This window comes from Streptomyces mutabilis, assembly GCF_046628145.1.
Taxonomy (GTDB): Bacteria; Actinomycetota; Actinomycetes; order Streptomycetales; family Streptomycetaceae; genus Streptomyces; species Streptomyces mutabilis.
The window spans coordinates 47,240-60,857 of record NZ_CP176875.1 but is presented as its reverse complement, the minus strand read 5'-3'; the positions used below and the strand labels follow the sequence as shown (position 1 = coordinate 60,857).

Genomic DNA, 13,618 nt, shown 5'->3' with positions numbered 1-13,618 from the left:
ACGCGGAGCGTCGACAACCGAAGACAACGCCGCAGATGTGCGTACCAGCCCCCGCGTCTGCGGCATGGTCCGCCGGACAGGCCCTGGACCCCTTTCGTCCGGACCCGCCGGTCGCCGGTCCGGGTGCGCCGTCGGTGACGCGCGGTGGGCGCGGACCGAGCCGTGGCTCCCGGACCGGACACCGAGGCGGGGAGGCCGCCGAGACCATGGCCCGCGGCAGCGTCGCCCCCCTGGACCGGCGAGAGGGAGTATCACGGTCGCGGGCGCGCCGAGGGAGGGCGCGGCACCCGGGCCGTGCCGAGCGACCGCGTCAGTGGGCGCCGCCCTCGCAGATCGTGCCCGAGGAGTTCCACAGGCAGGTGCGCAGCCAGACGTTGCGGACCTTGACCGTGGCGTGCTTGCCGTAGTTCCACGTCTCGCTGCCCTTGCCGCCGCTGGTCCTGGCCAGGGTCCGTTGGGTGTGCACCCACTGCGACCCGTTCCAGTAGTCGTACATCACCTGCGCCAGCGCGCCGTAGCCGTCGCCGGCGGTGTCGCGCGCGTAGCCGTAGACCGAGGCGTTGCCGCTGGAGTTCCAGGAGATCTCGATGTAGCTCCGGGCGCCCTTCCAGTCGGAGGAGGTGTACCGGAAGCTGCCGTAGCTCTTCCACGGGCTCTCCCAGTGGCCCGCGGCCGAGGCCTGGGGGGCGAACCCCACCACCATGGCCGCCGTCGCCGTGAAGGTTCCGCAGATGGTGGACATGCGTCCGAGGCGCATTCGATTCCCCGTTCTCTCCTGCCCCGCAAGGGGCTCTGAAGTGAGCCCTCATGTTGGCGTGCGCATGCCCTGCCGGTCGTCATGCCGGTGGTTGAGCCGGGGTAAACCTGTGGGGTACCGCGGAAGTACTACCGGTCGCCGCGGAGCGCCGTGGACTCCGCCGGTGACAACTCCGCCCGAGGGCGTAGAGGTTGCCCCGGGTACGTCCCGGGTGGCGCGTCCGGGGTCCACGGCCTGTACCCCGGACGATGAGGGCCCACCCCCAGGGGACGAACGTGGCTTTCCGGGCATTTCCAGGTGGTGGCGCATGGGGCGCCATCTGGCGAACGGTGGCGAATAGTCGGATGGCGTCCCTGGCGCAAGCATGGCGAATACGCTGCTGCCTGGCGGTAGAAGATCCACGCCGTCCCAGGCCCCTTCGCGTCCCGAACTCGAATCGACGGACGACGGAAAGGGCACGCCTGTGGGCGGTCAGGATAAGAAGCCGTGGTGGCGAAGGACCCCGAGCTGGCTCCTCAGCGCGGCGTCGCTCTGTGTGAACAGTGCTCGACTGGCCCTCGAGCTGTTCAAGAGCGGACCGCACTGACACGGACCCTGCCCAGGGATCCTTCACTCCCGGGGGCGCGCTTCGGCGCGCCCCCTCCTGTATCTCACCTTTACGCATCCGGAGATGCGCTACGGCGAACGGTCCCCAATGTATCCGCGTGGACAGAACCAGTCAGCGTCTTCGGTCAGAGTTCCCTCAGCCGAGATGACTTTTACATCACCGGCGTCCCCGTAGCGGCTGGTCGGTGGACATCCGTGTTCCGCAGTCCTTGTCAGTGCCTCGGAGTGTGGTGCGCGGCAGCGGCCGGACAGCCGGACGGAGATCGTGCGGGATTTCCTCTCCGTGACGCGTGACGCGTGACGCCCGTCGGCCGCACCATCGCCGTCGTCGTCGGCAGCTCGCGCCCTCATCCAGATAACAGCAAGAAGCAAGGAAGACCTCAGCGGGGCCGAGGGCCCCGCCTCCGGGCCGCCCGGGGGTCGTACAAGGACCGTACCGGGCCTGCACGGACCGTTCTGGTCCGACACGGACCGAGGCGAGACCTGCAGGCGGCCCAGGGAGGGGGCTGCCCGGGCTTCTTACTGTTATCCAGCACAGCAGGACTGGATTCCGTACCCTGACGGCATGCCGAACCCGCGCACCTCCGACGCTCTCGCCGCCATCGGCACCTTCATCGAGGCTCAGCAGGACGCGGGGTACGCCGACCGGACCGTACGCTTGCGCGGCACGCTCCTCACCGAGTACCTGGAGCACGTCCTGGACGAGGAGAAGACCGGAGCCCTCACCGCGCAAGAGCTCGTACAGCCCGAACGCGCGGACTCCTGGCTCGAAGCCGCAGACGCCGGCGAGACCCGCCGCCGCAACACCCTCACCGGCCCCAACGCCGCCGCGGCCCCCGACTCCCAGCGCGCCCGCATCCAGACGTACAACACCTTCGTCGACCACCTCGGCCTGCCCGAACTGCAACGCCCCTACCCGCAGTCCGGCCACGGCGACCGCCTCGAACCCGAGCAGGCCCACCAACTGCTGCGCACCCTCGCCGTACAACGCCCCACCGGCGCCAACGCCGCCACCGCCATCCGCACCGCCGCCGTAGCCGCCCTCGTCTCCGCCACCGGCCACACCGTCCCCCAACTCCACAAGCTCGACGTCACCGACATCGACCTGGAACGCCGCCCCGTCCCCGTCGTGACCGTCGCCGACTCCGACCACCCCCTCGACAAGCACACCGTGCAGATCCTGCGCCGCTGGCTCGACGTCCGCGCCGGCATCACCGAGGCCCTGGAAGGCAGCGACCCCGGCTACCTGTGGATCCCGACGAAGCCCGGCCGCGAACGCGCCGGCGTCCGACCGCCGAAACCCGGCCTGACCCGGGCCGCCGTACGCACCCTGCACGCCGCACACCGCAACCTCGTCCTGCAGGTCGTCGGCGTACCCCTGCGCCCGTACGCCCTCCTCCCGCGCCCCTGACAGCGGCCGTTCACCCGCCCGGACTTCCCGAGGACGGAGGCGGCGTGAAGGCGCTCGCGCAAAGGACCGCTCGCGCGAGGCGTGCAGTGGAGTGGCCGCCCCGGTCTGGACGCACGTCCCGGCCGGACGCTGTTACTTCAGGTCGGCGAGGAGGCCGTCCAGGGCCTCTACAAGGGCTGCCGCATTGGCCGGACCGAACCAGGCGGTGCGGATGCGCTCGTTGTTCCCATTCGGTGTCTCGTGGTCGGCGGCGAGTCGGTGCAGGGGGCGGGTCTCGTCGCTCAGGGAGCGGCCGACGTTCTGGAAGAGGCCGCGCACATACCGGTCGGCGGCGTCGGGGGCGATGCCGTGGCCGGTGGCCCACGAGGTGAGCGTGGCGAGGTAGGCGTAGTGGGCGGTGAGCGTCCCGGTCAGCGCGGAGAAGACGTCGAAGGCGCCCTCGTCCGCGACGGGCAGCGCTCCGCCCAGCTGTTCAAAAAGAGAGTCCACCACCGGGTGCGAGGGGCAGGTCACGGTGACGGAGCGGCGCTCGCGCACGGCGGGCAGCGGGATGGCGCGGACGATCGGAGCGCCGGTGGCGAGGGTCCGGCGCAGGTCGTCGGTGGCGACGCCGGCCATCAGGTTGACCACGGTCTTGTCGTCGTCCATCTCCAGCCCGGCGAGGGCCTCATGGTGGTCCTGGCGGCGCACGGCGATGATCACCACCTCGGAGCGGTCCAGCACCTCCTGGTTGTCGGCGCACACATGGACGCCGTCGAAGCGCTCGGACAGTCCGGCGGCGGCGCGGGCCCCCCGGGGAGAGAGGAAGACCTCCGGCGACGCACCGCCCCGGTTGCGCAGGCCCTCGACGATGGCCCGGCCGATCTCGCCCACTCCGATGATGCCGATGCTCTGCACTGTGTCTTCCTCCGTGGTGCGCGGTGGCCGCGACCCGTATCGGTGCGGCTCTGTGCGGTCGCGATGGTTGCCGTCGGCTCCTCACGTGCGAAGTCGAACGGAGCCGAGGTCCGGTCAGACGCTGTCTTCTCCACAGCAATGTGACCGCAGCGACGCCTGCCGGGCGGGGAATCATCCCGGCCCAGCCCAGCTCCGGCGGCAGGCCGGTCTCGCCGGAGGTGTCCTTGGTGAGCATGCTCATGCAGCCGAGGCCGAGTCGGGAGACCGCTGAGCCGTCGGTCCAAGGGTGGGGTGCACCGTTTCCTCCGTCACTTCGCCAGGGCCGCGCGGAGGAACTCGAGGATCTCCGCCCGGGCGGCCTCAGCCTGTGGTTCCACCCCGGGCAGGGTGAGGAACGCGTGCCGCGCTTCCGGGTATTCGGAAAGCCGCACGGAGGTCCCTGCCGCGCGCAGTCGCTCGGCGTAGCGGCGGCCGTGGTCGGCGACCGCGTCCTTGGTGGGCACCACCACGAGCGCCGGAGCCAGTCGGCTCAGGTCGTCCGCGTACAGCGGCGAGACTGCGCGGGCGTCGGCTCCCGGCGGGACGGCGAGCCGCTGGAACAGCCGCAGCAGCGGCAGGGCCCGGGCGGGGCTGTATGCGTACTCGGCGACCGAGGGGTAGTCGAACATCGTCCCGGTCACGTCGACCGCGGGGTTGACCAGCACCTGTGCCTTGAGTTCCAGCCCGGCCTCCCTGGCCCGGACGGCCGTCAGGGCGCTGATCAGCGCGCCGCAGCTCTCACCGAAGACGGCCGCGCGCGCCGGGTCGACGCCCCACTGCGCGGCGTGCCGCACCACATGCTGGATCACGTCCCAGCCGTCGTCGACGGCGTTCGCGAGCGGACTTCCGGCGTCGAGGAGGCGGTGTTCGACGGAGACGACGAGGGCGGGCAGGCGGGCGGCGAGGCGGCTGTTGGTCCAGTCGCACTGCACCGCTGTGCCCACGAAGCTGCCTCCGTGGACGTGGACCACGAGCGGCAGGTCGGTGCGTGCTGCGGCTCCGGCGGCTCCCGCCGGAGCCGGCCGGTACACGCGGACCGGCAGGTCGCGGCCGGGCAGCGCGATCTGCTGCCAGGCGATCGCGGCGCCGGGGTCCGGCTCTCCGAGGATCGCCCGCGCCGCGCTGGAGGCTCGCCAGTGGTTCTCCGCGTCGCGATAGGCGAGCAGTTCCTCGGGCGTGATCACTGAGTAGTCAGGCTCCGTCGGCCGCGTCGCGGTCGTGGTCTCGCTCATGTCCCCTTTTCCCCTCCCGGCCGGATTCCGGGTGTGGCGTGGTGGCCGGACACCCCATTGCCCTCATTATGCACGCAGTGCGTGCATCATCAAGTGCATAGGCTAGGCTGAGCGTGGACGAGAGGGGCGAGATGACTGGCCGCAGGCGATGGTCGACCGAGGAGATCCTGGACACCGCGGCGGAACTGCTGCGCACGAGCGACGCCGAGTCGTTCAGCGTGCGCAAACTCGCCGCAGCGCTGGGGACCGACTCCTCCAGCCTCTACCGGCACTTCCGCAACAAGACCGAACTGCTCCGCGCGGTTGCCGACCGGATCCTGCTGGCCGCCATGGACGGCTACCGCCCCGCGGGCGACTGGAAGCAGCGCATCACCGCCCTGGCCCTACGCCTGCGCAAGGCCTTCGGCGAACAGCCCCAACTCGCAGGGGTGTGGGGGCACTACGGGTCCGGCGGCGCCGGATCCCGATTGGTCATGGAGGAGCTGCTGCAGGCCCTGCGCACGTCCGGCCTGCCCGACGAGGAGGTCCCAGCGCGCTACCACCGCATCGTGATCCTCCTCGCCGCGCTGATCGCCTCCGAAGCCGGTATCACCACCCTCACCCCCAAGGAGTACGAACAGGGCATGGAGCAGTTCCGGGTCGCGGTGCTCGGCGCGGACCCCGAAAGCTTCCCCGCCCTGGCCCACTTCGCCCGCGACATCCGCCCCCTCGGAGCAGATCGCCGCGCCGCATTCGACGAGATCCTCGCCGCCCAACTCGCCCACATCGAGGCCCAGATTCCCTGACGTGCCGGATTACGGATGCGATGCGGTCGGGTCACGCCGCTGCCGCAGGCCCAGCGCGGGAGGCCGGATGCAGGAGTGGCCGTACCGGAGCGGGGAGAGCCGGGCGATCGTTCAGACCGGGCCTGCTCGGACGCCCGCCGGCTGGGCAGCGGACACTCGTCCTTCGATGGCTCTCCCCGCCCATGCGGCACCTGACCGACCTGTGTCCGGGCGGGCCTCGTGGTTGTCGCCGGGCTCTGTCGGACAAGTCGGCTGTCGGTCAGTCGAGGTCGGACATGTCGAGTACGAAGCGGTAGCGGACGTCGTTGCGTTCCAGGCGTTCGAGAGCCCTGTTCACCTGGGACGACGGCAGCAGTTCGATGTCGGCGGTGATGCCGTGTTCGGCGCAGAAGCGCAGCATGGCGGCGGTGGACGGGCGACCGCCGCTGCCGGCGGAGCTGAGCTTCTTGCGGCCGATGAGCAGGTCCGTGGTTTCCACGGTGACCGGCCCGAGGTGGCCGAGGTGGCTGAGGGTGCCGTCCATGGCGACCACACGCAGGTAAGGAGCCAGGTCGTGGGGGGCGGAGATGGTGTCGATGACCACCTCGAACCGGTCGCGGACCGCTTCCATCTGCCTGGGGTCGGTGGACACGACGAATTCCTGCGCCCCCAGGCGGCGCGCTTCGTCAGCCTTGTCCGGGGTCCGGCTGATGACGGAGGTCGTGGCGCCGAGCGCGGTCGCCATCTTGACCGCGAGGTGTCCGAGGCCGCCCAGTCCGGCCACGGCGACGGTACTGCCCGGGCCCACTCCGAGCGCCCGCAGCGGTTCCCACACAGTGACGCCGGCACAGAGCAGAGGGGCCGCGGCGGCCGCGTCGAGGCCCGCGGGGAGGTGGTAGGAGAACCGATTGCTGACGACGTACTCGCGTGAGTACCCGCCCAGCGTGGTCGACCCGTCCTGCCGGTCGGCTCCGCCGTAGGTCAGTGTCGGGAACTCACGGCAGAAGTTCTCCTGGCCGGCCCGGCACGTGCGGCAGGTGCCGCACGAGTCGACGATGTTGCCGACGGCCACGGGGTCGCCCGGCAAGAAGTCGGAAACCGCGGTGCCGACCTCGGTCACCACGCCTGTGAACTCGTGCCCGGGTACCAGCACGCCGTTCGCGTCGCTCGTGTGCCCCTGCAGAGCGTGGAGGTCTGTGTGGCAGACGCCGCAGTACTCGACGCGTACAGCGATGTCGTCCGGGCGCAGGTCCCGGCGCTCCAGCGCCGCGCGGCGCAGAGTCCGCGTCGTGCTGTCCGCCTGCCATCCGGTCGTGGAACGCATCACCAACTCCTCAGACAGACTGTTCGGTCTGCTTGACACTAGGCGCAGATGAGCCGAAAAACAAACAGACAAGTCTGTCTGTTAAAGTGCGGAGTATGCCTGACCAGCCATCCAGCAGCCGCGGAGCCGCGACGTATCAGCGCATCGTCGACGCCGCCACCCAGGAATTCGCCCAGTACGGCATCGCCGGCGCACGCATCGAGCGGATCATCGCCGCCGCACGCACCAACAAGGCGCAGCTCTACGGCTACTTCGGCAACAAGGAACAGCTCTTCGACGCGATCTTCTTCGCCTCGCTGGAGCGGATCACCAATGTCGTCCTCATCGACGCCGAGGACCTCGCCGACTGGGCGGTGCGCCTCTACGACGAGTACCTCAGCCGCCCCGATCTGATCCGGCTCGCGACCTGGGCGCGCCTGGAACGGCGCCCGACCGGGCATCTCGTGGCGGACCACGACCACTACGACGACCACAAACTGCGCGCCATCGCAGAGGCCCAGGCCGCCGGGCGCATCAGACAGGGAGACCCCTTCGACGTGATGGCCGTGGTCATCGCCATGTCCATGGCCTGGTCGCCGGTGAGCAACGTCTACGCCGCCTCCGCCCAGGAGCCCGCGAGCGTGCACGACCAGCGGCGCGCCCTGCTCCGAGACTGCGTGAGCCGCGCCGTCGCCCCGGACCGGGAAGCCTGAGCACACGAACGACGGCCCGGTTCGACCCGCGCACCCCACGAGCGAGCGGCCCCGGAGCGGAACGGGAACTCGTCGCAGTCCCGGCCGAGGGTGGACTGAAGGGCCGCGGGCCGGCCGGTGGTGGAGTGATTGCCGGTCTTGTGGCAGGCGTCGTCCCGGACACGGCCGACCAGGCTGCGACCGAAGTTGCCCCTTCGGCCACAGGGCCGTCACAACGGCCACCACCTGCTGCGTTCTTCGCCACGGCCCATCCGCCGCGGTCCGTCGCCCTCACTGTCTCGGGCCGGCGCCGCATGCTCCTGGTCTTGTCATGGGCGGCCTCCCGGGCCGCCGACCGGCGCTCAGGTGAGCCCGGCGGTGGCGTTGTCCTCCCAGCCGTCGACCCGCTGGAAGTAGCCGTTCATGGAGCGGGAGTGCCGGGCCCACCCGCCCTGGTCGGCGATGGCCACGGCGTCCTTGCCCCTCTTGCGGGCGGTCGTGGCCAGGCCGATGCGGAGGGAGTGGCCGGTCCAGGCGAGCGGGACCCCGGCGCGGACGCTGATCCGCTTCACGGCCCGGGTGACGGAGTCGGGGACCATGCCGCCGGTGACGTTGCCGTGCCGGTCGATGCCGACGAACGCGGGGGCGTCCGGCTCCGACCAGCGCGGCTCGGCTTCGGCGGCGAGGCGGTTCCGGTACGCCTTCCACGCCTCCACCGGGCAGACTGCCGGGTCCCGTTGATAGTTGATCTTCGCGTCGCGGACGCTGTGCCTGGTCTTGCCGGTGAGCACCGACACGACCAGGCCGCGCGGGGTGAGGGCGACATCCCCGGCGAGGAGACCGGCGGGGTCCTGGGCACGCGAGGCGTAGTGGAAGCCGGTCAGGACGAGCGCCTTGTCGCGGGCCCCGGCGAGGGTGTCGGGGCAGGCCCTCGCCACCCGGTACAGGTCGGGAACCTCGGCCGCGACTGCCTGGCCCCGGCCGCGCCGCTCCCCCGCCTTCAGCAGTTCCACGGCTGCCGCCTCCAGCGTCGTCCGCGCCTGCCCCTGGTCGTCCCGGCTCACCTCCGCACCACGGCGGCGCAACTCCACGACGGCCCCGGCCAGGATCGTGCTCGCCGACGAGGGGGCGTAGCCCTTCCCGTCCACCCGGCCCCGGTCCAGCAGCCACACGACGAACGCCACCAACGCCCCGCGCGTGGCCTCCAGTTCGGGGAACCCCTGCGCTTCGCAGAACCGCCTCCAGACCCTCCACGCCTTCGCGTACGTGTCCGTCGTGTTGGCCGGCCGCAGCCGCCGCCGCACCTCGTCCGCGAAGTCCTCCGCATCCGCGAGACGTTGGGCGACCTCCACACCGTGGCGCCGCGCCCACTGGACGACGATGGGGTCACGTTCCGTCGGTACGGGGGGCCGGTCGGCCTCTTCCGACGAGTGATCGGTGGCGGTGGTCAAGGGGCGCTCCCCCGGTTGCTCCTGACGTCGGATAAGGAGAGGTTATCCGATGTGAGACCCACTTGCTGCGCCACCGGGCCATCCGTATCCATGGAGAATTCCGGCCAGGTTCTCCGGGATCTGTAGGCGGACAACCGGTGAGGCGGCCCATACTCTCCATGGAGAACCCGCAGAACCGGATAAGAATCTGACGGAAGGCCGTATGAAGATCACGATCGAGGGCGCGGACAAGGACTTCGCCGAAAAGCTCGTCGCGCTCGCCGCAGCGCACCACGCAGAGCTGACTGTCGCGACCGTCGACACCAACTGGACCCTCGAGCGCGCCACGCGTTTCCTGCGCTCGCTGACCGCCGGCGCCCGCCGGTTCGCCGAGATGGTCATCGTCGACGGCGACGGCTACATCGACGCGGACCGACTGCGCGCCGCCATCGGGAAACTCAACGGCCCGACCGTCGCCCTGTCCCGCACCATCCCGCGCGGCGTGCGCGAGGGCTGGTGGCCCGAGGGCATCAGCGCGCCCATCACCCCGGTCTACGACCCGGACAACCCCAGCTGGCACAAGATCATCGCCTACGAGATGGCCAGCGAGAACGTGCCCGTCTTCCGTTCCGCCGTCACCGCCCTGGCCACCGGCCGAGGTGCCTCCACGTCTGCGGAGCCGCCCACCCCCTGGAGCGGGGATGCGCCGTCGGCCTTCGCCGTGCCACCCGGCTGGGGCTCCGGCGACGACGTACCGCTGGTGATGCTCGACGAGGGCGGCACCCATGCAGGGACCGACACCGACAGCGCACAGCAGCAGGACAGTTGAGGCAGGTCAAACGGGGGTTGCGCGGCTAACCCCCCGCTCCCGCACAGTCGGCGCGGTCCGTCACCCCGGCGGACCATGACCGCCGCCGCACAGGAGTGATGCCGCCATGCCCGCCCTCGTCTCCCTCGCCCTCGACCAGGGCCTGGACCTTCTCGGCACGGCCCTGGGCCAGTGGCTGCTCGTCATGCTTCTCGCCACTGCCGCCGCCGGAACCGCGCTGTGCCGACGGACCCGCGCCAATCCCTCCGAGCCGCCCCGCGTCCGCTGCTTCACTCTCCTGCGCACCGAGGGCGCCGACGGCACGCCCGTGCGGTACGAGACCACCCGGCCCACCGGAACCAAGATCACTCCTTGGGTCGGCGGCCGCCAGCGCCTCTACGAACTGACGGACGTGCAACTGGAGGACGGGACGTACGCAGCCGAGCCCCTTGACCGTTCTTGAACAGCCAGGGCCGGTACCTCAAGTGCACCGGTAGTACCTGCTCGTTCAGCACGCCCAGGCAGTCGTCACGGCGGCTCCGGCTTCAGCCTCCCGGAGGGGGAGTGAACGCAGCAGCCCCGGAGGTATCCGCCATGCCGGTCAGCGCCCGTCAGAACCTACCGGTCGAGACGGGCACTGATCGCCTTCTCCAGATCCCCCATGGTGCGCACGAACGCGCTCTCCAGGTCGATGCCGTAGCGGTGGGCGAGGATCAGCACGGACCACAGGCAATCAGCCAGTTCATGCTCCAACGCGGCCTGGCCGTCCGGGCGGACCGTCCGCGCCCCCTCCTCTGCCAGAATCAGCTTGGCCAGGTCACCGACGTCCCCCATGAATCCGAGCATGAACTCTTCGCGAGTCCACACCCGGCCGCGTTCTCGCATGTTCAGTTCGTCGTACAGGTCGTGGATACGCAGAGCGCTCTGGTGAAGTTGGTCAAGACCCATCGCCGGACTGTAGCCCTCAGCCCGCCGGTTTTGTTCAGCCTTCGCCGTTGCAGCGCCGGCCACCCTCACGGGTGACGATCAGCATGGTGGCCCACTCCACGAGTGCGTGCGGAAGACCGAGTGCGCAGGATGGATGACCAACGAGGCCCCCGAGCAACGTGATTGAGACGTCAGAAACCTCGATCAACAGGCCGGGGGGCCTCGCTCGTTGCGCTTCACGCCCCATCACCCGATCGGTGGCCAACTCGAAGAGGCTCAGTCTTCGGGTGTCCCGGCGCTCGCCCACTGGGGTGCGTGGTCCTGGACGAACTCGGCGAAGGTGCGGGGCGGGCGGCCGGTCAGGTCCAGCACCGCAGTGCTGACCTGGTCGTCCCGGCCGGTTCGGATGCCGGCGTCGACGGTGGCGAGGGCGGTCGCGAAGGTGTCCGGCATGCCGGACGCACGGTAGGTGTCTGCCTGCTCGGCGACCCCCACGGGCACGACCCGGACCGGTCGCCCGGTGTGGTGGGTGATGATCTGTGCCGCGTCCTGGTAGCTCAGCGCCTTCGGCCCGGTGAGCAGGTAGTCACGCCGGTCGTCGGGGTGACCGTCGGGGTCGGTCAATAGTGCGGCGGCGGCCGCCGCGATGTCTCGTGCGTCGATCCAGCCCACCCGGCCGGTTCCGGCGGCGGTGCGGATCTCGCCGCGTCGCCGGATCCGCTCACCCAACGGGTGGGGGGCCAGGAAGTTCTGCATGAACCCGGAGGGGCGCAGCACCACCCATCCGGGCCGGGCCCGCACCTGCGCCGCCAGTTCCAGCGCGCTCGGGGCATCGGGCAGCACGATGGCGGAGCCGAGCAGCACCGTGCGGCGCACGCCGAGGCGTTCGGCCTCGGCCAAGAACGGTTCGACCAGCGGCATCGGGTCCGTGGTGTTCACCGGAGGCACCAGGTAGACCTGGTCCATTCCGTGCAGCGCGGCCGAGTGGGTGGCCGGGTCGTTCCAGTCGAACCGAACCGCGTGCGGGGCGTCGGCCGGTGGGGTGCGGCTGGCCACCCGGACCGGTACACCGCTTTTGCGGAGCAGTTCGGCCAGGGTGCTGCCCGTCTTCCCGGTGCCGCCGGTGATCAGTACGCCGGTCACCGGTTGGCCTGCGAACGCAGCGAGCCGAGCAGTTCGGGCAGCGCGCCGGCCGCTGAGGCGGCGGTCAGCGGGTTCCAGTAGTCCCGGTAACGGGTGATCATGCCGTGGTGGGTGGTGAGCACCGTGATGTAGTCCAACTGGTACGGCTCGTCGGTGGCCACCGTGCGGCCGTGCGCGGTGAACTCCACCACGATGGTGTCCGGCTGGTCCGTGTGGTGCACGGTGACGTTCGGGATCGCCTGCACGTCCATCAGGTCCGGGTAGCCGGCCAGATAGTCCCGGACAGCCTCACGTCCGGTCAGCTGTTTCGGTGAGGCCCCTTCGGCGAAGGGGAATTCGGCGGTGCCGTACTCCGCCCACAGATCGGCGATGGCATCCATGTCCTTGGCCAGCAGCAGTTCCAGCAGCCGGCGGAAGGTCTCTTCGGAAGTGCGTGATGGCACGGTGATGCTCCAGCGTTTCAGCAGGTCGTGTGACCGCACCAGAGTGGGCTCACGGGGCGGCACCGTGGAACGCACCAATGAGCCCCGGACCACTGGTCCGTGGCTAAGCCGAGTGCCGTTGTGCCAACCTGGCCGGGTGAGCAGAGCAGAACTGGCCGACTTCCTGCGCCGCCGACGCGAGGCGCTGCGCCCGGCCCAGATGCCGGCCACGGCCGTCCACCCACCCGGCCTGCGTGCCCGGCGCACCCCCGGGCTGCGCCGGGAAGAAGTGGCCGCCCTGGCAGGGGTGTCCACCAGCTACTACGAGCGACTGGAGCAGGCCCGCGCGCCGCGTCCGTCACCGCAGGTGCTGACCGCGCTGGGCACGGCGCTGCGCCTCACCGCCACAGAGCGTGAGCACCTGGCGCGGCTCGCCGGGCAGTTCCCGCCCAGCAGGGACGCCGATCGTGCGCCGGTGCCTGCCGATGCACGCCGACTGCTGCACCGGCTCGGGCCGATACCCGCCTACCTGGTGAACGACCTGGAGGACATCGTGGCCTGGAACGCTGCGGCGGCCACGTTGATCATCGACTTCGCCCAGCTGCCCCTCCACGAGCGCAACACCGTGCGCCTCGCCATCCGGCTGGGCGGTACCCTCTGCTCGGCACCCCCCGGCGCGGAAGGCGACTTCGCCCGGCAGTCCGCCGCCCACCTGCGCGCGGCCGGCGCCCGCCACCCGGCGGACCGTGCGCTGGGCGAGCTGGTCAACGAGTACGCCGCGCACGACCCGGACTTCGCCGCCGGCTGGCGCAGCCACGACGTGCGTCCCCGGCCGACGCTGCGCAAACGCCTGCGTCATCCGGAACTCGGCGAGCTGGAACTGGACCGTCAAACACTGCTCATGCCCGGTACCAACCTACGGCTGGTGCTCTACACCGCAGATCCCGGCAGCCCGAGCGCCACCGTACTGGCCCAGCTGGACCCTCCCGACACGGCACCGTGACCGTTGGCCCAGGCCAGGCCAGGCCAGGCGGGGCGAGGCGAGGCGAGGCGGCAAAACCCTTGTCCCGAACGCTCGAGAGCCCCGCGGGCGCGGGAATGCTCTCGTGATCGTGATCAAGAGCCATCTCGAGGACGCCCCCGATGTACCTCCGCTCCGAGCCCAGCGGCCGAGGACCGGCGGTGAT

At 70.7% G+C, this 13,618-nt stretch carries 14 protein-coding genes; 6 read left to right on the top strand and 8 right to left on the bottom strand.

The window, feature by feature from the left end; all coding sequences use genetic code 11:
• Positions 1–310: 310 nt before the first annotated feature.
• Entirely contained in the window at positions 311–742 is a 432-nt protein-coding gene (locus ACLIN4_RS36360; RefSeq protein ID WP_143657517.1) for a hypothetical protein, read from the bottom strand.
• 1,186 nt (positions 743–1,928) lie between these two features.
• Between ACLIN4_RS36360 and ACLIN4_RS36355 the strand changes: the two genes are divergently transcribed.
• Entirely contained in the window at positions 1,929–2,774 is an 846-nt protein-coding gene (locus ACLIN4_RS36355) for a hypothetical protein (RefSeq protein ID WP_107477321.1), read from the top strand.
• Between the two features lie 132 nt (positions 2,775–2,906).
• Here ACLIN4_RS36355 and ACLIN4_RS36350 read toward each other — a convergent pair whose 3' ends face one another.
• Both ACLIN4_RS36350 and ACLIN4_RS36345 read right to left on the bottom strand, forming a co-directional pair.
• Positions 2,907–3,671, bottom strand: a complete 765-nt coding sequence (locus ACLIN4_RS36350) for an NAD(P)-binding domain-containing protein (protein ID WP_290014773.1) — start codon at positions 3,669–3,671, stop codon at positions 2,907–2,909.
• A gap of 308 nt (positions 3,672–3,979) precedes the next feature.
• Positions 3,980–4,942: an alpha/beta hydrolase gene (locus tag ACLIN4_RS36345; RefSeq protein ID WP_381914205.1), complete on the bottom strand. Its 963-nt coding sequence runs from the start codon at positions 4,940–4,942 to the stop codon at positions 3,980–3,982.
• Between the two features lie 131 nt (positions 4,943–5,073).
• Here ACLIN4_RS36345 and ACLIN4_RS36340 point away from each other — a divergent pair, with 131 nt between their 5' ends.
• Entirely contained in the window at positions 5,074–5,727 is a 654-nt protein-coding gene (locus ACLIN4_RS36340; RefSeq protein ID WP_289911851.1) for a TetR/AcrR family transcriptional regulator, read from the top strand.
• A gap of 259 nt (positions 5,728–5,986) precedes the next feature.
• Here ACLIN4_RS36340 and ACLIN4_RS36335 read toward each other — a convergent pair whose 3' ends face one another.
• Entirely contained in the window at positions 5,987–7,030 is a 1,044-nt protein-coding gene (locus ACLIN4_RS36335; RefSeq protein ID WP_289911833.1) for an NAD(P)-dependent alcohol dehydrogenase, read from the bottom strand.
• 95 nt (positions 7,031–7,125) lie between these two features.
• On the opposite strand from ACLIN4_RS36335, the gene ACLIN4_RS36330 reads away from it, so the two are divergent.
• Positions 7,126–7,722, top strand: coding sequence for a TetR family transcriptional regulator (locus ACLIN4_RS36330; protein ID WP_411576835.1), 597 nt, complete (start codon positions 7,126–7,128; stop codon positions 7,720–7,722).
• Positions 7,723–8,063: 341 nt separating this feature from the next.
• Here ACLIN4_RS36330 and ACLIN4_RS36325 read toward each other — a convergent pair whose 3' ends face one another.
• Complete coding sequence (locus ACLIN4_RS36325) at positions 8,064–9,152, bottom strand: integrase (protein WP_257101534.1); 1,089 nt, start codon at positions 9,150–9,152, stop codon at positions 8,064–8,066.
• 202 nt (positions 9,153–9,354) lie between these two features.
• Here ACLIN4_RS36325 and ACLIN4_RS36320 point away from each other — a divergent pair, with 202 nt between their 5' ends.
• Both ACLIN4_RS36320 and ACLIN4_RS36315 read left to right on the top strand, forming a co-directional pair.
• Positions 9,355–9,960 (top strand): hypothetical protein, encoded by a 606-nt coding sequence (locus ACLIN4_RS36320; protein WP_411576834.1) that lies wholly within the window; start codon positions 9,355–9,357, stop codon positions 9,958–9,960.
• 106 nt (positions 9,961–10,066) lie between these two features.
• A complete protein-coding gene (locus ACLIN4_RS36315; protein ID WP_107477326.1) occupies positions 10,067–10,402 on the top strand; it encodes a hypothetical protein in 336 nt (111 codons plus the stop codon).
• Between the two features lie 155 nt (positions 10,403–10,557).
• Here ACLIN4_RS36315 and ACLIN4_RS36310 read toward each other — a convergent pair whose 3' ends face one another.
• The 3 genes from ACLIN4_RS36310 to ACLIN4_RS36300 all read right to left on the bottom strand — a co-directional run bounded on the left by ACLIN4_RS36310 (position 10,558) and on the right by ACLIN4_RS36300 (position 12,452).
• The gene (locus ACLIN4_RS36310) at positions 10,558–10,887 is read right to left on the bottom strand and encodes a MazG nucleotide pyrophosphohydrolase domain-containing protein (protein ID WP_107477327.1); all 330 of its coding nucleotides are present in this window, start codon (positions 10,885–10,887) and stop codon (positions 10,558–10,560) included.
• A 255-nt stretch (positions 10,888–11,142) separates the two neighbouring features.
• A complete protein-coding gene (locus tag ACLIN4_RS36305) occupies positions 11,143–12,009 on the bottom strand; it encodes an NAD(P)H-binding protein (protein ID WP_107477329.1) in 867 nt (288 codons plus the stop codon).
• Positions 12,006–12,452 (bottom strand): nuclear transport factor 2 family protein, encoded by a 447-nt coding sequence (locus tag ACLIN4_RS36300; protein WP_290014777.1) that lies wholly within the window; start codon positions 12,450–12,452, stop codon positions 12,006–12,008. The genes ACLIN4_RS36305 and ACLIN4_RS36300 overlap by 4 nt, the downstream gene beginning before the upstream one ends.
• Before the next feature lie 136 nt (positions 12,453–12,588).
• Between ACLIN4_RS36300 and ACLIN4_RS36295 the strand changes: the two genes are divergently transcribed.
• Entirely contained in the window at positions 12,589–13,434 is an 846-nt protein-coding gene (locus ACLIN4_RS36295) for a helix-turn-helix transcriptional regulator (protein ID WP_289911818.1), read from the top strand.
• Positions 13,435–13,618 lie beyond the last annotated feature (184 nt).

Bases quoted from the DNA above. Each gene is read 5' to 3' on its own strand.
- ACLIN4_RS36360 (WP_143657517.1), bottom strand. From the start codon at position 742: ATGTCCACCATCTGCGGAACCTTCACGGCGACGGCGGCCATGGTGGTG.
- ACLIN4_RS36355 (WP_107477321.1), top strand. From the start codon at position 1,929: ATGCCGAACCCGCGCACCTCCGACGCTCTCGCCGCCATCGGCACCTTC.
- ACLIN4_RS36345 (WP_381914205.1), bottom strand. From the start codon at position 4,942: ATGAGCGAGACCACGACCGCGACGCGGCCGACGGAGCCTGACTACTCA.
- ACLIN4_RS36340 (WP_289911851.1), top strand. From the start codon at position 5,074: ATGACTGGCCGCAGGCGATGGTCGACCGAGGAGATCCTGGACACCGCG.
- ACLIN4_RS36335 (WP_289911833.1), bottom strand. From the start codon at position 7,030: ATGCGTTCCACGACCGGATGGCAGGCGGACAGCACGACGCGGACTCTG.
- ACLIN4_RS36330 (WP_411576835.1), top strand. From the start codon at position 7,126: ATGCCTGACCAGCCATCCAGCAGCCGCGGAGCCGCGACGTATCAGCGC.
- ACLIN4_RS36320 (WP_411576834.1), top strand. From the start codon at position 9,355: ATGAAGATCACGATCGAGGGCGCGGACAAGGACTTCGCCGAAAAGCTC.
- ACLIN4_RS36315 (WP_107477326.1), top strand. From the start codon at position 10,067: ATGCCCGCCCTCGTCTCCCTCGCCCTCGACCAGGGCCTGGACCTTCTC.
- ACLIN4_RS36310 (WP_107477327.1), bottom strand. From the start codon at position 10,887: ATGGGTCTTGACCAACTTCACCAGAGCGCTCTGCGTATCCACGACCTG.